The 17847-nt window shown below is 71.9% G+C and carries 16 protein-coding genes; 14 read left to right on the top strand and 2 right to left on the bottom strand.

Annotated elements, in window-relative coordinates; translation table 11 throughout:
* Positions 1 to 132: 132 nt before the first annotated feature.
* From ruvC to ACFRMQ_RS13825, 8 genes are all read left to right on the top strand, one after another.
* Entirely contained in the window at positions 133 to 717 is a 585-nt protein-coding gene (gene ruvC, locus ACFRMQ_RS13860; protein ID WP_380730438.1) for a crossover junction endodeoxyribonuclease RuvC, read from the top strand.
* Positions 714 to 1325, top strand: a complete 612-nt coding sequence (gene ruvA, locus ACFRMQ_RS13855) for a Holliday junction branch migration protein RuvA (protein WP_380730436.1) — start codon at positions 714 to 716, stop codon at positions 1323 to 1325. Before ruvC ends, ruvA begins: the two co-directional genes overlap by 4 nt.
* A 53-nt stretch (positions 1326 to 1378) precedes the next feature.
* Positions 1379 to 2449: a Holliday junction branch migration DNA helicase RuvB gene (gene ruvB / locus ACFRMQ_RS13850; RefSeq protein WP_380730434.1), complete on the top strand. Its 1071-nt coding sequence runs from the start codon at positions 1379 to 1381 to the stop codon at positions 2447 to 2449.
* Between the two features lie 260 nt (positions 2450 to 2709).
* Positions 2710 to 3117, top strand: coding sequence for a preprotein translocase subunit YajC (gene yajC / locus ACFRMQ_RS13845; protein WP_380697742.1), 408 nt, complete (start codon positions 2710 to 2712; stop codon positions 3115 to 3117).
* A 150-nt stretch (positions 3118 to 3267) separates the two neighbouring features.
* A complete protein-coding gene (gene secD / locus ACFRMQ_RS13840) occupies positions 3268 to 5091 on the top strand; it encodes a protein translocase subunit SecD (protein WP_380730432.1) in 1824 nt (607 codons plus the stop codon).
* 4 nt (positions 5092 to 5095) lie between these two features.
* Positions 5096 to 6199, top strand: a complete 1104-nt coding sequence (secF, locus tag ACFRMQ_RS13835) for a protein translocase subunit SecF (RefSeq protein WP_380730430.1) — start codon at positions 5096 to 5098, stop codon at positions 6197 to 6199.
* Between the two features lie 29 nt (positions 6200 to 6228).
* Positions 6229 to 6780, top strand: a complete 552-nt coding sequence (locus ACFRMQ_RS13830) for an adenine phosphoribosyltransferase (protein ID WP_380730428.1) — start codon at positions 6229 to 6231, stop codon at positions 6778 to 6780.
* Positions 6781 to 6957: 177 nt separating this feature from the next.
* A complete protein-coding gene (locus ACFRMQ_RS13825) occupies positions 6958 to 9390 on the top strand; it encodes a RelA/SpoT family protein (protein ID WP_380730426.1) in 2433 nt (810 codons plus the stop codon).
* Positions 9391 to 9460: 70 nt separating this feature from the next.
* Here ACFRMQ_RS13825 and ACFRMQ_RS13820 read toward each other — a convergent pair whose 3' ends face one another.
* Positions 9461 to 10690: a DUF349 domain-containing protein gene (locus ACFRMQ_RS13820; protein WP_380730423.1), complete on the bottom strand. Its 1230-nt coding sequence runs from the start codon at positions 10688 to 10690 to the stop codon at positions 9461 to 9463.
* A gap of 264 nt (positions 10691 to 10954) precedes the next feature.
* Positions 10955 to 11803 (bottom strand): peptidylprolyl isomerase, encoded by an 849-nt coding sequence (locus tag ACFRMQ_RS13815; protein WP_380730420.1) that lies wholly within the window; start codon positions 11801 to 11803, stop codon positions 10955 to 10957.
* Between the two features lie 249 nt (positions 11804 to 12052).
* On the opposite strand from ACFRMQ_RS13815, the gene ACFRMQ_RS13810 reads away from it, so the two are divergent.
* From ACFRMQ_RS13810 to ACFRMQ_RS13785, 6 genes are all read left to right on the top strand, one after another.
* Positions 12053 to 12760, top strand: a complete 708-nt coding sequence (locus tag ACFRMQ_RS13810; RefSeq protein ID WP_380730418.1) for an MBL fold metallo-hydrolase — start codon at positions 12053 to 12055, stop codon at positions 12758 to 12760.
* An 11-nt stretch (positions 12761 to 12771) separates the two neighbouring features.
* Positions 12772 to 14034 carry a histidine--tRNA ligase gene (gene hisS / locus ACFRMQ_RS13805; RefSeq protein WP_380730416.1) on the top strand — a complete coding sequence of 421 codons (1263 nt, stop codon included), beginning with the start codon at positions 12772 to 12774 and terminating at the stop codon, positions 14032 to 14034.
* Complete coding sequence (gene aspS, locus ACFRMQ_RS13800; RefSeq protein ID WP_380730414.1) at positions 14031 to 15821, top strand: aspartate--tRNA ligase; 1791 nt, start codon at positions 14031 to 14033, stop codon at positions 15819 to 15821. Before hisS ends, aspS begins: the two co-directional genes overlap by 4 nt.
* 95 nt (positions 15822 to 15916) lie before the next feature.
* Positions 15917 to 16423 carry a GNAT family N-acetyltransferase gene (locus ACFRMQ_RS13795; protein WP_380730412.1) on the top strand — a complete coding sequence of 169 codons (507 nt, stop codon included), beginning with the start codon at positions 15917 to 15919 and terminating at the stop codon, positions 16421 to 16423.
* Positions 16424 to 16536: 113 nt separating this feature from the next.
* Complete coding sequence (gene ppk2 / locus ACFRMQ_RS13790) at positions 16537 to 17370, top strand: polyphosphate kinase 2 (RefSeq protein WP_380730410.1); 834 nt, start codon at positions 16537 to 16539, stop codon at positions 17368 to 17370.
* A gap of 49 nt (positions 17371 to 17419) precedes the next feature.
* Positions 17420 to 17847, top strand: a 428-nt coding sequence (locus ACFRMQ_RS13785) for an AAA family ATPase (protein WP_380730408.1), incomplete at its 3' end; no start/stop codon positions are given.

Below are 17847 nucleotides of genomic sequence, written 5' to 3'. Positions count from 1 at the left end.
CGCGTGACCGTTCTCACTGCCCGGCCCGGTGGTCCCTGGACCACCGGGCCGGTGTCGTCGGTCGGGTTGTCGGACCCGGACGGTAGCCTTCGCAGGTCGCCTGCGAGCGACGATCGACGAGAGGCGGGGCGAGTGGTACGGGTACTGGGCGTGGACCCGGGGCTGACCAGGTGCGGGGTCGGCGTGGTCGAGGGAGCGCCGGGCCGACCGCTGCGGATGGCCGGGGTCGGTGTGGTGCGCACCCCCGCCGACGCCGAGATCGGGCAGCGGCTGCTCCAGGTCGAGCGGGGCCTGGAGGCCTGGCTGGACGAGCACCGGCCCGACCTGGTCGCCGTCGAGCGGGTCTTCGCCCAGCACAACGTGCGCACGGTGATGGGCACCGCCCAGGCCAGCGCGGTCGCGATGCTCTGCGCCACCCGGCGCGGCATCCCCGTCACCCTGCACACCCCCAGCGAGGTCAAGGCCGCCGTCACCGGCTCCGGCCGGGCCGACAAGGCGCAGGTCACCGCCATGGTGCAGCGCCTGCTGCGGCTGGACGCGCCGCCCAAGCCGGCCGACGCCGCCGACGCGCTGGCGCTGGCCATCTGCCACATCTGGCGCGGCGGGGCGACGAACCGGCTGGAGGCCGCCGTCCAGGCCGCCCGCACCACGCCCCGCGCCGCCTCGGCGGCGTCCCTGAAGACCCGTACCACCCCCGTGAGAGGGAGCGTTCGATGATCGCCTTCGTGCAGGGCCCCGTGGCGGCCGTCTCCTCCGGGACGGCGGTGGTCGAGGTCGGCGGGGTCGGCATGGCCGTGCAGTGCACCCCGAACACCCTGGCCGGGCTGCGGCTGGGCGAGCCGGCCCGGCTGGCCACCTCGCTGGTGGTCCGGGAGGACTCGCTGACCCTGTTCGGCTTCGCGGACGACGACGAGCGCGCGGTGTTCGAGATCCTCCAGGCCGCTCCGGGAGTCGGCCCCAAGCTGGCGCAGGCGATCCTCGGCGTGCACAGCCCCGACGCGCTGCGTGCCGCGATCGCGGGCGGCGACGAGAAGGCGCTGGTCGCCGTGCCGGGCATCGGCAAGGCGAAGGCGGCCAAGCTGCTGCTGGAGTACAAGGACAAGCTGGGCGCCCCGCACGGCGCCGTCCCCGCGCAGAAGCCGCTCGCCGCCGGTCCGGCGCCGTGGAGCGAGCAGCTGCACTCCGCGCTGACCGGCCTCGGCTACGCGCCGCGCGAGGCGGACGAGGCGGTCTCGGCCGTCACGCCGGAGGCCGAGGCGCAGGCCACGCCGGACGTCGGCGCCCTGCTCAGGCTCGCCCTGCGCGGTCTCAACCGGGCCCGCTGACCACCTGCCGATCTGTCTTTTTGTCGACACTGGAGACTCTGGAGCCCGCGAGGATGTACGACTCGGAACCCGCCGACCGGCTGGTCACGGCCGCGGCCGACGGTGAGGACCAGGCGGTGGAGGCGGCGCTGCGCCCCAAGCTGCTGGACGAGTTCATCGGCCAGGAGCGGGTGCGCGAGCAGCTGTCCCTGGTGCTCCAGGCCGCCCGCCAGCGCGGCAGCGCGCCCGACCACGTGCTGCTGAGCGGCCCCCCCGGGCTCGGCAAGACCACCCTGTCCATGATCATCGCGGCCGAGCTGGGCGCCCCGATCCGGATCACCTCCGGCCCGGCCATCCAGCACGCCGGGGACCTCGCGGCGATCCTCTCCTCGCTCACCGAGGGCGAGGTGCTCTTCCTCGACGAGATCCACCGGATGTCCCGGCCGGCCGAGGAGATGCTCTACATGGCGATGGAGGACTACCGGGTCGACGTGATCGTCGGCAAGGGTCCGGGCGCCACCGCCATCCCGCTGGAGCTGCCGCCCTTCACCCTGGTCGGCGCCACCACCCGGGCCGGCCTGCTGCCGCCCCCGCTGCGCGACCGCTTCGGCTTCACCGGGCACATGGAGTTCTACGCCCCGGCCGAGCTCCAGCGGGTGGTGCACCGGTCGGCCGCCCTGCTGGACGTCGAGATAGACCCGGCCGGCGCGGCCGAGATCGCCGGGCGCTCGCGCGGCACCCCGCGCATCGCCAACCGGCTGCTGCGCCGGGTCCGTGACTACGCGCAGGTCCGCCACGACGGGCAGGTCACCGCCGGGATCGCCGCCCAGGCGCTGGACGTCTACGAGGTCGACGCCCGCGGGCTGGACCGGCTGGACCGCGCGGTGCTGAACGCGCTGCTGCGGCTGTTCGGCGGTGGACCGGTCGGTTTGTCGACACTCGCGGTGGCCGTGGGGGAGGAGGCCGAGACGGTCGAGGAGGTCGCCGAGCCCTTCCTGGTCCGCGAGGGACTGCTCGCCCGGACCCCGCGCGGCCGGATCGCCACCGCCGCCGCCTGGCAGCACCTGGGCCTGACCCCGCCGGTCCAGACCACTCGCGGCGGCGTTCCGGCCCAGCCGGAGCCGTCCTCCGCCGACGAAAGTTGACCGCCATCGGCTGAACGGGTGACTGGGGCCGGGCGGTTCCCGGCCGGGGTTCCCCTGGTGGCGCACGGGGGAGGCCGGAGCGACGTCCGGGGAAACCGTGCAGGCGGAGGGTCGCCACTTTCGGCGGCAGGATGCGATGCTTGGCGTTGTCCGATCGATTCTGGGTCGCCTAGAATCCGCCGGACCGCCCCTCTCACCTGACGGGCCGACCAATACCACACAGGCCGCCGGTCGGCGGCCCGTAAAGGACCCTGGCTGCAGTGAACCTCATCATCCTTCTCCTCCCGATCATCGCGATCGTGCTCATGTTCCGGTCGCAGAAGAAGCGCCAGCAGCAGCAGCAGCAGATGCAGACGGCGCTGGAGCCCGGGGCGGGGGTGCGCACCATCGGCGGCCTGTACGCCCAGGTGAAGGCGGTCAACGAGGAGACCGTCGAGCTGGAGATCGCGCCCGGCGTGGTCACCCACTTCACCAAGAGCGCGATCGCGGCGGTCCTGGACTTCCAGGACTACGACGCGATCATCAACGGCCGCCCCGCCGATGAGGAGCTTCCCGAGCCGGAGGCCGAGGACGCCGACGCCGAGCCGGCCGGGGACAAGCCGCTGACGCTCACCAAGGACAGCGCCGAGAAGGGCGATGCCGAGGGCGGGGCTCCCGCGAGCAAGTAGTACGGACGGGCAACCCGCCCGGCCGCGCGGCGCAGTGTGCCGCGAGCCCACAGGACCTCAGGGCCGCAGAACCGCCGTACCCCCGTCCAGTCAACGCACCGGCCGGGGGTACGGCCGGGAAAGTGGCATGGACAGGGAGAAACGAGCAAGGTGGCAACACCCAAGTCGCGCCCGCGCGACGGCTACCCAGGGCGGGCACTGGCCCTCATCCTGGTCGTCACCGTCGGACTGGTCGCCCTCATGTTCGGGACGGGCACCACCAAGCCCCGGCTCGGTATCGACCTCGCCGGTGGCACCAGCATCACACTGACCGCGAAGTCGACTGATCCCAAGGCGCTCAACAAGTCCAACATGGACATCGCCGTCTCGATCATCGAGCGCCGCGTCAACGGTATGGGTGTCTCCGAGGCGGAGGTCCAGACCCAGGGCTCGGACACGATCATCGTGAACATCCCCAAGGGCGGCGACCGGCAGAACGCGGCGGACCAGGTGGGTACCACCGCCAAGCTGTTCTTCCGCCCCGTGCTGGCCGTGGCCCCCAGCGGCATCAGCGCCCCGGCGCCCACCGGCACCCCGTCCGCGGGCGCCACCGGCACCCCGGGCGCGACCCCGTCCGCCGGCGCCACCCCGGCGGCCACCGGCGCCGCCCCGTCCGCGGGCGCGAGCGCCACCAAGCAGGGCCGCGCCGCGAGCGAGGCACTGGCCGCCGAGGGCACCACCCCGACCGCCGCCGCCACCGGCGCGGCGAGCGGCGCTCCCGCCGCCACCGGCAGCGCGGCCCCGGCCGCCACCGGCGCCCCGAGCGCCGCGGCCACCCAGCCGAGCGCCGCCGACATCAGTGCCGCGATGACCCAGGGCACCGTCCCGCCGGAGCTGGCCGCCGCGTTCGCCGCCCTGGACTGCTCCAAGCCCGAGGTCCGCGCCGCCCAGACCGGCGCCGAGGACAAGGCCGTCGTCGCCTGCTCCCAGAAGGCCGAGAACGGCTACTACGAGAAGCTCGCCCTCGGCCCGGTGGCCGTGAAGGGCGCGGACGTCTCCAAGGCCCAGGCCACCATCGACACCCAGACCGGCGCCGGCTGGCAGGTCCAGCTCCAGTTCAACGGCACCGGCGCCGACGCCTTCTCCAAGGTCACCGGCCAGCTGGCCACCCAGGCCCCGCCGACCAACCAGTTCGCCATCGAGCTGGACAACCAGGTGGTCTCCCACCCGCAGGTCAACGGACCGATCCCGGGCGGCAGCGCGGTCATCACCGGCCGCTTCTCGCAGGCCGAGGCGCAGGACCTCGCCAACGTGCTCAGCTACGGCGCCCTGCCGCTGGAGTTCGCCAAGAGCGACATCACCACCGTCTCCCCGGCGCTCGGCAGCGACCAGCTCAAGGCCGGCCTGGTCGCCGGCCTGATCGGCATGGTCCTGGTGGTCGCCTACTCGCTGATCTACTACCGCGGCCTCGGCCTGGTCTCGATCGCCGGTCTGCTCGTCTCGGCGGCCCTGACCTACTCGATCATGAGCCTGCTCGGCAACGCGATCGGCTTCGCACTCAACCTGCCGGCGGTCTGCGGCGCGATCGTCGCGATCGGCATCACCGCCGACTCCTTCATCGTGTACTTCGAGCGCATCCGCGACGAGGTCCGCGAGGGCGCCCCGCTGCGCCCGGCGGTCCAGCGGGCCTGGCCGCGCGCCCGGCGCACCATCCTGGTCTCGGACTTCGTGTCCTTCCTCTGTGCCGCCGTGCTCTACGTGGTCTCGGTCGGCAAGGTCCAGGGCTTCGCGTTCACCCTGGGCCTGACCACGGCGCTCGACGTCGTGGTGATCTTCCTCTTCACCAAGCCGCTGATCACGCTGCTGGCCCGTCGCAAGTTCTTCCTGAACGGCCACCCGTGGTCCGGCCTGGACCCGAAGCGGCTGGGCGCCCGCCCGCCGCTGCGCAGCAGCCGTCGCCGTAGCCCCTCCTCTGCCGCCGTGAAGGAGGCCTGACACCGTGTCACGCTTCTCCAACCTGGGCCACCGGCTCTACCAGGGCGAAGTCAGCTTCGACTTCGTCGGTCGCCGCAAGCTCTGGTACTCCATCTCCGGCGTGATCGTGCTCGTCGCGGCGATCGGCCTGGCCATGGGCCTGCACCTGGGCATCGAGTTCAAGGGCGGCTCGGTCTACACCGTGTCCAAGCCCGGCCTGACGGTCTCCCAGGCGCAGGAGACCGCGGACGGGATCGTCTCCTCCCACCCGCTGGTGCAGTCGACCGACAGCGGCAAGATCCGCATCCAGGTCAGCACCGAGGAGACGAAGAGCTCGGACGAGATCCGTTCCGAGCTCTCGCAGAAGCTCAGCGTGCCGCTGGACACCGTCGAGGCCCAGGTGATCGGCCCCAGCTGGGGCAAGCAGATCTCCCAGAAGGCGCTCACCGGCCTGATCGTCTTCATGGTCCTGGTGACGGTCTACCTGGCGATCGCCTTCGAGTGGCGGATGGCGGTGGCCGCCCTGGTGGCCCTCATCCACGACCTCCTGATCACCATCGGGGTGTACGCCCTGGTGGGCTTCGAGGTCACCCCGGGTACGGTGATCGGCTTCCTGACCATCCTCGGGTACTCGCTCTACGACACGGTCGTCGTCTTCGACACCGTGAAGGAGAACACCAAGGGGCTCACCAAGCAGAACAAGCGCACCTACAGCGACGCCGCCAACGCGGGTCTCAACCAGACCCTGGTGCGCTCGCTCAACACCACCGTGGTGGCGCTGCTGCCGGTCGCCGCGCTGCTGTTCATCGGCGGCGGCTTCCTGGGCGCCGGCACCCTGAACGACATCTCGCTCGCGCTGTTCATCGGCCTCGCGGCCGGTGCGTACTCCTCGATCTGCGTCGCCACCCCGCTGCTGGCGCAGCTCAAGGAGGAGGAGCCGGAGATGAAGGCCCTGCGCAAGCGGGTCCTCCAGCACCGGGCCGCGGCTGCCGCCAAGGGCGAGACCGAGGAGGGCGTCCTCGGCGACGAGGAGTCGGCGGACGAGGAGCAGCCTGCGGGTATGGTCGGACAGCGTGGCCGCTCGGCCGGCACCGCCCGTGCCAAGGGCCGTCCGTCCACCAAGCGCTGACCCCGATCACGAACCCGAGGAATGACACCGTGACCACCGCCGACACCGCACTGGCCGAGCTGCTGAACAGCCGGATCCGGGACGTCCCGGACTACCCGAAGCCGGGTGTGCTGTTCAAGGACATCGCGCCGCTGCTCGCCGACGCCGAGGCCTTCGGCGCCCTCACCCGGGCGCTGGCGGACCGGGCCCTGGAGCTCGGTGCGACCAAGGTGGTCGGCCTGGAGGCGCGCGGCTTCGTGCTGGCGGCTCCGGCGGCCGTCGCGGCCGGGCTCGGCTTCGTGCCGATCCGCAAGCAGGGCAAGCTGCCCGGCGAGGTGTTCCGGCGCAGCTACGAGCTGGAGTACGGCTCGGCGACGCTGGAGGTGCAGTGCGACGCCTTCGAGCCCGGTGAGAGGGTGCTGGTGGTGGACGACGTCCTGGCCACCGGCGGCACCATCGGCGCCTCGCTGGACCTGGTGAAGGAGGCCGGCGCCGAGCTGGTGGGCGTCGTGGTGCTGATGGAGCTGGGCTTCCTGGACGGCCGCGAGCGGCTGGCCGGGCACCTCGGCGGCGCTCCGCTGGAGACGCTGGTCACGGTCTGACGGATCGGTCGGAGGGACGGCGGTCGGAACATCCGGCCGCCGTCCTTCCGTTTCCTGGCCCGGCCGGATGAACACCGGGGCGCCCGGCTCGGTACCATGAAGATTCATCCCCTCCCGGTTGTGTCCGACCGTTCGGACCTCGGCAAGGGGTCGGTCCGGTGCCCCGAGGAGTTGTCCTTGCCCGACGAGGTTGTGCCCACGGCCGCAGCGGCCGCCCCCGAAAACCGTCCCACGCCCTCGGGGGCCACCCCGGCACGCCCGGCGCCGACCTCCTCGCGTTCGCTCGGCCCCTCCGGCCGCGGTTCCACCGGCGGCATGCGGGCCCGGCTGGCCCGCCTCGGCGGCCAGCGCTCCAGCGTGCTCAACCCCGTCCTGGAGCCGCTGTTCCGCTCGATCCGGGCCAACGACCCCAAGGCCGACCCGGCGCTGCTGCGGGACATAGAGCGGGCCTACGCGGTGGCCGAGAAGTGGCACCGGGGGCAGAAGCGCAAGAGCGGCGACCCGTACATCACCCACCCGCTGGCCGTCGCGACGATCCTCGCCGAGCTCGGCATGGACGCCCCGACGCTGATGGCCGGGCTGCTGCACGACACCGTCGAGGACACCGACTACGGCCTGGAGACCCTGCGCAAGGACTTCGGCGACTCGGTGGCCCTGCTGGTGGACGGCGTCACCAAGCTGGACCGGGTCAAGTTCGGCGAGGCCGCGCAGGCCGAGACCGTCCGCAAGATGGTCGTCGCGATGGCCAAGGACCCGCGGGTCCTGGTGATCAAGCTGGCCGACCGCCTGCACAACATGCGCACGATGCGCTACCTCAAGCGGGAGAAGCAGGAGAAGAAGGCCCGCGAGACCCTGGAGATCTACGCCCCGCTGGCGCACCGGCTGGGCATGAACACCATCAAGTGGGAGCTGGAGGACCTCGCCTTCGCGATCCTCTACCCCAAGATGTACGACGAGATCGTCCGGCTGGTCGCCGAGCGCGCCCCCAAGCGGGACGAGTACCTGGCGACCGTCATCGACCAGGTCCAGGCGGACCTGCGCGGCGCCCGGATCACCGCCTCCGTCACCGGCCGGCCGAAGCACTACTACTCGGTCTACCAGAAGATGATCGTCCGGGGCCGGGACTTCGCGGAGATCTACGACCTGGTGGGCATCCGGGTCCTGGTCGACACCGTCCGCGACTGCTACGCGGCGCTGGGCACCATCCACGCGCGGTGGAACCCGGTGCCGGGGCGGTTCAAGGACTACATCGCGATGCCCAAGTTCAACATGTACCAGTCGCTGCACACCACGGTGATCGGTCCCGGCGGCAAGCCCGTCGAACTCCAGATCCGCACCTTCGACATGCACCGGCGGGCCGAGTACGGCATCGCCGCGCACTGGAAGTACAAGCAGCGCGCGGTGGCCGGGGCCTCCAAGGTCCGCACCGACACCCCGACCCAGGTCCGCAAGGACGACAAGGCCGGCGCCGTCAACGAGATGGCCTGGCTGCGGCAGCTGCTGGACTGGCAGAAGGAGACCGCCGACCCGGGCGAGTTCCTGGAGTCGCTCCGCTTCGACCTGGCCAGCAACGAGGTCTTCGTCTTCACGCCCAAGGGCGACGTGATAGCCCTGCCGGCCGGGGCCACCCCGGTCGACTTCGCCTTCGCGGTGCACACCGAGGTCGGCTACCGGACGATAGGCGCCCGGGTCAACGGGCGGCTGGTGCCGCTGGAGTCGACCCTGGAGAACGGCGACACCGTCGAGGTGTTCACCTCCAAGGCGGAGAACGCCGGCCCGTCCCGAGACTGGCTGGGCTTCGTCAAGTCGCCGCGCGCCCGCAACAAGATCCGCGCCTGGTTCTCCAAGGAGCGCCGCGAGGAGGCGATCGAGCACGGCAAGGAGGCGATCGTCCGGGCGATGCGCAAGCAGGGCCTGCCGATCCAGCGGATCCTGACCGGCGACTCGCTGGTCACCCTGGCCCACGAGATGCGCTACCCCGACATCTCCTCGCTGTACGCCGCGATCGGCGAGGGCCACGTCGCCGCGCCGAACATCGTGCAGAAGCTGGTCCAGGCGCTCGGCGGCGAGGAGGGCGCGACCGAGGACCTGGCGGAGACCGCCACCCCGACCCACGACAACCGCCGCGCGGTGCGCCGCCGGGCCAAGGGCGACCCGGGCGTGATCGTCAAGGGCGTCGAGGACGTCTGGGTCAAGCTCTCCCGCTGCTGCACCCCGGTGCCGGGCGACCCGATCGTCGGCTTCGTGACCCGCGGCAACGGCGTCTCGGTGCACCGCGCCGACTGCGTCAACGTGGAGGCGCTGAGCCAGCAGCCCGAGCGCATGATCGACGTCGAATGGGCGGCCACCCAGTCCTCGGTCTTCCTGGTGGCCATCCAGGTCGAGGCGCTGGACCGCTCCCGGCTGCTCTCCGACGTCACCCGGGTGCTCTCCGACCAGCACGTCAACATCCTGTCGGCGGCGGTGCAGACCTCCCGGGACCGGGTCGCGATGAGCCGCTTCACCTTCGAGATGGGCGACCCGAAGCACCTGGGCCACGTGCTCAAGGCGGTGCGCGGCGTCGAGGGCGTGTACGACGTCTACCGCGTCACCTCCGCCCGCAACAAGTAGCGGACGGGTACGCGGAAGGCCCCCGGGAACCCTCCCGGGGGCCTTCGCCGTTCAGCGCGTCGGACGACGGTCAGCCGCTGAACTCCTCCTGGCTCCTGTGGGCCTGCTCCAGCAGGGTCCGGACGCCGTCCAGCTCGGACTCCAGCTTGGCGACCTTGGAGGCGTTGCCGGCCGAGCGGGCCTTGTCCAGGTCGGCCTGGATCTTGTCGGCCTTCGCCTGGAACAGCCCGACCATGCCGGCCGCGCGGGCCTTGGCCTCAGGGTTGGAGCGCTTCCACTCGGTGTCCTCGGCCTCGCGGATGGCCCGCTCGACCACGTTCAGCCGACCGTCCAGCTTCGGACGGACCTCGCGCGGCACGTGCCCGATCGCCTCCCAGCGCTCGTTCACCTCGCGCAGCGCGGCCTTGGCGGCCTTGAGGTCGGTGATCGGCAGGATCGCCTCGGCCTCGGTGGCCAGCGCCTCCTTGAGCTTCTGGTTCTCCACCTGCTCGGCGTCCCGCTCGCTGAACACCGAGGAACGGGCCTGGAAGAAGACGTCCTGGGCGCCGCGGAACCGCGCCCACAGCTCGTCCTCGACGTCCCGCTGGGCCCGGCCGGCGGCCTTCCAGCGCGCCATCAGGTCGCGGTAGGCGGCGGCGGTGCTGCCCCACTCCGTGGACGAGGACAGCGCCTCGGCCTCGGAGACCAGCGCCTCCTTGGTCTGCCGGGCCTTCTCGCGCTCGGCGTCCAGGGTGGCGAAGTGCGCCTTGCGGTGCTTGGAGAAGACCGAGCGGGCGTGCGAGAAGCGGTGCCACAGCTCGTCGTCGCTCTTGCGGTCCAGCCGCGGCAGGCCCTTCCAGGTGTCCACCAGCGCGCGCAGCCGGTCCCCGGCCTCCCGCCACTGGGTGGACTCGGCGAGCTGCTCGGCCTCGGAGACCAGGGCCTCCTTGGCCGAGCGGGCGTCGTCCTGGGCCTTGGCGCGGGCGGCCTTGCGCTCCTCGCGCCGGCTCTCGATCTCGCCGGCGAGCGTGTCCAGCCGCTTGGCCAGCGACTCCAGGTCACCGACCGCATGCCCCTCGACGACCTGGGCGCGCAGGTGCTCCAACGCGGCCTGGGCGTCCTTGGCGGCCAGGTCGGTGGTGCGCACCCGCTTCTCCAGCAGGCCGATCTCCACCTCGATGCCCTGGTACTTGCGCTCGAAGTAGGCGAGGGCCTCCTCGGGCGAGCCGGCCTGCCAGGAACCGACGGCGCGTTCGCCGTCGGCCGTCCTGACGTAGACCGTGCCCTGCTCGTCCACACGGCCCCACGGGTCGCTGCTCATAGCGCGTCCTCCACATGACGTCGCGCCCGCGCCGGGGCGGCGCGCGTCCGTCGTCCACAGTTGATGTGCGGCGGACCGAAAGAGTCCGCCGTCCCCGTCCGCCGTGCTTGCTGCCGAGGGTGACGGCCAGGCGGGTGCGGGCACCCTATACGACGCCAACATAGGCGACCAGGCCCGGTGCTGTCCGCATCCGGGCCGGGCGATTTCGGGCCGGGGCCGTCCGGGAGCCGCACGCGGGCGGCCTCCGGACGGCCCCGGAACGGGTCAGCCCTTCGCCACCGTAACGGTGTTGAAGGTGACGTCGGCCATCGGGTGGCCGTCCGGGGTGCCCTCCAGGGTGCCCGCGGCGGCGATCTTCTGGACCACGTCCAGGCCACCGGTGATCTTGCCGAAGGGGGTGTAGTCCGGCGGCAGCTTGGTGTCCTTGTAGACCAGGAAGAACTGGCTGCCGTTGGTGCCCGGGCCGGAGTTGGCCATCGCCACGGTGCCGGCCGGGTAGGTCGCGCCGGGCAGGTTCTCGTCCGCGAACTTGTAGCCGGGGCCGCCGGTGCCGCCGGGGACGGTCGCGCTGGCCGTCGGGTCGCCGCACTGGAGCACGAAGATGCCGTCCGTGGTGAGGCGGTGGCACTTGGTGTGGTCGAAGAACTGCTCGCCGGCCAGGAAGGCGAAGGAGTTCACCGTGTGCGGGGCCTTGGCCGCGTCCAGCGCGACCGTCACCTTGCCGCAGTTGCTGTCCAGCGTCATGACGTACGAACCGCTCGGGTCGATCGTCATGGCCGGCTCGGCCTGCCACTTCTTGCCGTTGGGCGCGCCCGGCGCCGGGGCGGCGCAGCCCTCGACCGGCTTGCGGGTCGGGGTGGTCGGCTCCGCCGTGCTGGTGGGCGCCGCCTGGGGGTCGGCCGAGGCCGAGGCCTTGGTGTCGCCCTTGTCGTCCGAGCTGAACGCGCCGGTGGCGATCAGGGTGCCACCGCCCGCCAGCACCACGACGGCGAGCGAGGCGCCCAGGATCGTGTTGCGGCGCTTGCGCGCGGCCGCGGCCGCCACCCGGCGCTCCATCTGGCGCTCGTACTTGTCTCGGGCGAGCTGCCGCCGCCGCTGTTCGCTGCTGACCACCGGCCGTGTCTCCTACGGGATGTGCGGGAAAAGTGGATGGATTCCGGAGCGGATCATCGCATCCCTCGGCGGCCAAGTGTAGGGACCGGGCCCGTAAGAACCCGGTGAACCCACCACCCGGCGGTGCCCCGCCACCCCTATCTGGTTCGCAACCGGGCCCGGAGCGCCGGTAGGCTGCACCTGAATCATCACCGGCTGCATCGACACTGGTAGGCGCCGCAGCCGACCGCCGCACACCGAAGGACGCGCGTGTTCATCGCCGGATTCCCCGCTGGAGCCTGGGGCACCAACTGCTACCTGGTCGCCCCGGCGGCGGGCGAGGAGTGCGTCATCGTCGACCCCGGCCACCAGGCGACCCGCGGCGTCGAGGAGATGGTCCGCGAGCACCGGCTGAAGCCCGTCGCCGTGCTGCTCACCCACGGCCACATCGACCACGTGGCCTCGGTGGTCCCGATCTGCGGCGCCCGCGGCGTCCCGGCCTGGATCCACCCCGAGGACCGGTTCATGATGTCCGACCCGGAGAAGGCGATCGGCCGCTCCCTGGGCACCCAGCTGATGGGTGAGCTCACCGTCGGAGAGCCCGACGACGTGCGCGAGCTCACCGACGGCGGCGTGCTGGAGCTGGCCGGCCTGCGGCTCACCGTGGACCACGCCCCGGGCCATACCAAGGGGTCGGTGACCTTCCGGACGCCCGGTGCCGAGGACCTCCCTCCGGTGCTCTTCTCGGGCGACCTGCTGTTCGCCGGCTCCATCGGGCGTACCGACCTCCCGGGCGGGGACAGCGGAGCGATCATGAACTCGCTGGCCCGGGTGTGCCTGCCCCTCGACGACTCCACCGTGGTCCTCTCCGGCCACGGCGGTCAGACCACCATCGGCCGTGAGCGCGCCACCAACCCCTACCTCCGACAGGCAGCGGGGGCGGCCGGCGCCCCGGCTTTCCCGCGACGAGGAATGTGACGGAAGAGAAGTTGAACACCTTCACCGCCCCCAAGGGCACGTACGACCTGCTGCCCCCCAGCTCCGCGACCTTCCTGGCGGTCCGCGAGCGCATCGCCGCACCCGCCCGCCGGGCCGGTTACGGCTACGTCGAGACCCCGGTCTTCGAGGACGTGAAGCTGTTCTCCCGCGGTGTCGGCGAGTCCACCGACATCGTCACCAAGGAGATGTACACCCTCACCACCAAGGGCGGCGACGAGCTCGCGCTGCGCCCCGAGGGCACCGCCTCGGTGCTGCGCGCCGCGCTGCAGGCCAACCTGCACAAGCAGGGCAACCTGCCGGTCAAGCTCTGGTACTCCGGCTCGTACTACCGCTACGAGCGCGCCCAGAAGGGCCGCTACCGCCAGTTCTCCCAGGTCGGCGCCGAGGCGATCGGCGCCGAGGACCCGGCGCTGGACGCCGAGCTGATCATCCTGGCCGACGACGCCTTCCGGTCGATGGGCCTGCGCGACTACTCGCTGCTGCTCAACAGCCTCGGCGACAAGCAGTGCCGCCCGGTCTACCGCGCCGCGCTGATCGAGTTCCTCTCCGGGCTGGACCTGGACGAGGAGACCCGCCGCCGCGCCGAGATCAACCCGCTGCGCGTCCTCGACGACAAGCGGGAGTCGGTGCAGGCCCAGCTGGTCGGCGCCCCGATGCTGCGCGACTACCTGTGCGAGGCGTGCAAGGCGTACGACGAGAAGGTCCGCGAGCTGCTCACCGCGGCGGGCGTGGCCTTCGTGGACGACCCCAAGCTGGTGCGCGGCCTGGACTACTACACCCGCACCACCTTCGAGTTCGTGCACAACGGCCTCGGCGCCCAGTCCGCGATCGGCGGCGGCGGCCGCTACGACGGCCTGTCCGAGATGATCGGCGGCCCTGCGCTGCCCTCGGTCGGCTGGGCACTCGGCGTGGACCGCACCTTCCTCGCGCTGGAGGCCGAGGGCGTCACCCTCGACCTGCCGGCCGCCACCGCCGTGTACGCCGTCGCGCTCGGCGAAGAAGCCAAGAACGTCCTGTTCGCCAAGGTGATCGAGCTGCGCCGGGCCGGCGTGGCCACCGACCTCGCCTTCGGCGTCAAGAGCATCAAGAACGCCATGAAGTCCGCCGACCGGTCCGGCGCCCGCTTCGCCCTGATCGCCGGGGACCGGGACCTCGCCGAGGGCGTCGTCCAGCTCAAGGACATGAGCACCGGCGAACAGACCCCCGTCGCCCTCGACGCACTCGTCACCACCCTGAAGGAGAAGCAGCTGTGATCCGCACGCACGACGCGGGCACGCTCCGCCCGGAGCACGCAGGCACCACCGTCACCCTGGCCGGCTGGGTCGCCCGCCGCCGCGACCACGGCGGCGTCGCCTTCATCGACCTGCGCGACGCCTCCGGCACCGTGCAGATCGTGGTCCGCGACCTCGACTCGGTGCACGGCCTGCGCGCCGAGTACTGTGTCAAGGTCGTCGGCGACGTCCGGGTCCGCCCCGAGGGCAACGAGAACCCGGACATCCCGACCGGCGCCGTCGAGGTCGTCGTCAGCGCGATCGAGGTGCTCTCCGAGGCCGCCCCGCTGCCCTTCCCGGTCGCCGAGTACGAGCCGGGCACGGTCAACGAGGAGGTCCGGCTGCGCTACCGCTACCTGGACCTGCGCCGCGAGGGCCCGGCCAAGGGCCTGCGACTGCGCTCGAAGGTCAACAACATCATCCGCCGGGTGATGGAGGAGAACGACTACCTCGACATCGAGACGCCGTACCTCACCCGCTCCACCCCCGAGGGCGCCCGCGACTTCCTGGTCCCGGTCCGCCTCCAGCCGGGCCACTGGTACGCCCTGCCGCAGTCGCCGCAGCTGTTCAAGCAGCTGCTGATGGTGGCCGGCATGGAGCGCTACTACCAGATCGCCCGCTGCTTCCGCGACGAGGACTTCCGGGCCGACCGGCAGCCGGAGTTCACCCAGCTCGACATCGAGGCCTCGTTCGTCGACCAGGAGGACATCCTGGCCCTCGGCGAGAAGATCATCGGTGCCATCTGGCGCGAGGTGCACGGCTACGAGGTCCCGAACCCGCTGCCGCGGATGACCTACGCGGACGCCATGGGCCGCTACGGTTCGGACAAGCCGGACGTCCGCTTCGGCCAGGAGCTCACCGACCTGACCGAGTACTTCAAGGGCACCGAGTTCCGGGTCTTCCAGGCCCCGTACGTCGGCGCCGTGGTCATGCCCGGCGGCGCCTCGCAGCCGCGCAAGCAGCTGGACGCCTGGCAGGACTGGGCCAAGGCGCGCGGCGCCAAGGGCCTGGCGTACGTGCTCATCGACGCCGAGACGGGCGAGCTGCGCGGCCCGGTCGCCAAGAACCTCTCCGCGGAGCACCTGGCCGGCCTCGCCGCCGCCGCGGGCGCCAAGAACGGTGACGCGGTCTTCTTCGCGGCCGGCAAGGAGCGCGCCTCCCAGGAGCTGCTCGGCGCCGCCCGTCTGGAGATCGGCCGCCGCTGTGAGCTGATCGACGAGTCCAAGTGGGCCTTCCTCTGGGTCGTCGACTTCCCGATGTTCGAGCCGATCGAGGACGACAAGGGCCAGTTCCAGGGCTGGCACGCGGTGCACCACCCGTTCACCGCCCCGACCGCCGAGTCGCTGGACACCTTCGACACCGACCCGGGCGCGGCGCTGTCCAACGCGTACGACCTGGTGCTCAACGGCTCGGAGCTGGGCGGCGGTTCGATCCGCATCCACCAGCGCGAGGTGCAGAAGCGGGCGTTCGACGCGATCGGCCTCTCCGAGGAGGAGGCGGCCTCGCAGTTCGGCTTCCTGCTGGACGCCTTCAACTACGGCCCGCCGCCGCACGGCGGTGTCGCCTTCGGCCTGGACCGCATCGTCACGCTGCTGGGCGGGTACGACACCATCCGCGACGTCATCGCCTTCCCGAAGACGTCCACCGGTGGCGACCCGCTGACCGGTGCCCCGACCCCGATCACCCCGGCGCAGCGCCGCGAGGCCGGCGTGGACGCCCAGCCCAAGGTTCGTGAGGACGTCAAGTCCGAGGCTCAGCCCAAGGACTGACGTCGCGTCATCCGCTAACCTGCAACGGCCCGGGACGGCTCACCCGCCGTCCGGGGCCGGTCCACAACGGTGTGTGACACAGGGAGGGTTGACCCATGCAGGTCACAACGAGAATCGAATGTCCGGAGGATGCCCCGGCGACCAGACGCGTCCACATGGCCGCGTTCCCCGGCCCGGACGAGGCGGACCTGGTGGACGCGCTGCGCCGCGATCCGGCCTGGCTGCCCGGCCTGTCCGTGGTGGCGGTCGACGGGACCGGGCTGGTGATCGGGCACGCGCTGCTGACCCGGCTGCGGGTCGGGGACGGCCGGGGGCTGGCGCTCGCGCCGGTCGCGGTGGCGCCCGAGTGGCAGCGCAGGGGCGTCGGAGAGCTGGTCGTCCGGGCCGCGCTGGCGGAGGCCGAGGAGGCGGGCGAGAAGCTCGTGATCGTCCTCGGTGATCCGGAGTACTACGCGCGGTTCGGCTTCAAGCCGGCCGGGCGGCACGACGTCACCGGCCCCTTCGAGGTGCCGGAGGCCTACTTCCAGGCTCTGCCGCTGACGGCGTACGACGGCGGCCCGCGCGGGCTCTGCCGCTACCCCGAGCCCTTCGTCGCGGTGTAGACCCCTCCTCCTTCCCGTTCGATCCCCCGGGCCGGCCCGGCCGTTCACGGCCCTGTCGGCCTGCGGATCCGGCCCTCGGCGCCTACGGTGAGTGCGCATCAGCATTCAGCCGGATGGAGGACCCGAGAGTGACCGAGCAGCAGCGGACCGCGCAGCCGGAGAAACTGGCGAGGAAGCCGTACGAGCGGGAGTTGCTGCGGCTCCAGGAGGAGCTGGTGAAGCTCCAGGAGTGGGTGAAGGTCGAGGGCGCCAGGCTGGTGGTGGTCTTCGAGGGGCGCGACGCCGCAGGCAAGGGCGGGGCGATCAAGCGGGTGACGGAGTACCTGAACCCGCGCGTCGCCCGGGTCGCGGCGCTGCCCACGCCGACCGAGCGGCAGAAGACCCAGTGGTACTTCCAGCGGTACGTGGAGCACCTGCCGGCCGCCGGGGAGATCGTCCTGTTCGACCGCAGCTGGTACAACCGCGCGGGCGTCGAGCGGGTGATGGGCTTCTGCACCGACGAGGAGTACTGGCAGTTCCTGCACCAGTGCCCGACCTTCGAACGGATGCTGACCGAGTCGGGCATCCTGCTGCGCAAGTACTGGTTCTCGGTGAGCGACACCGAGCAGGAGCGGCGTTTCCGGGACCGGCTGGAGGACCCGATGAAGCGCTGGAAGCTCTCCCCGATGGACGTCGAGTCGATCAGCCGCTGGGAGGATTACTCCCGGGCCAAGGACGAGATGTTCATCCACACCGACACCCCGGACTCGCCCTGGCACGTGGTGGAGAGCGACGACAAGCGCCGGGCCCGGATCAACATGATCGCCCACCTGCTGTCCACCGTGCCGTACCACGAGACCAAGGCGCCGCGGATCGAGCTGCCGGCCCGGCCGAAGTCGCGCGGCTACCAGCGGCCCCCGCGCGACCTCCAGAAGTACGTCCCGGACCACGCCGCCGGGCTGGACTAGCAGCCCGGTGGCCGCCCGGGCCGTCGGAGCCCTCGCATAGGCTTCCGGTGTGGACGAACCGGACCTCTTCACCGCCGCAGCCGAGGAACGCCAGCTCAGGGAGCCCGGCCGGGCTCCCCTGGCCGTACGGATGCGCCCGCGCACCCTGGACGAGGTGGCCGGGCAGCGGCAGCTGCTGAAGCCCGGCTCGCCGCTGCGCCGGCTGGTCGCGGGCTCGCGGGGCCCGGCGGCGACCAGCTCGGTGATCCTCTGGGGGCCGCCCGGCACCGGGAAGACCACCCTGGCGCACGTGATCAGCCAGGCGGTCGAGGGCCGCTTCGTGGAGCTGTCCGCGATCACCGCCGGGGTCAAGGAGGTCCGGGCGGTGATCGACGGGGCCCGGCGGGCGGTCGGGATGTCCGGCCGGGAGACGGTGCTCTTCCTGGACGAGATCCACCGCTTCTCCAAGGCCCAGCAGGACTCGCTGCTGCCGGCGGT

It is taken from the genome of Kitasatospora sp. NPDC056783 (assembly GCF_042789895.1).
GTDB lineage: Bacteria > Actinomycetota > Actinomycetes > Streptomycetales > Streptomycetaceae > Kitasatospora.
This window is presented reverse-complemented; position numbering and strand designations above follow the sequence as displayed.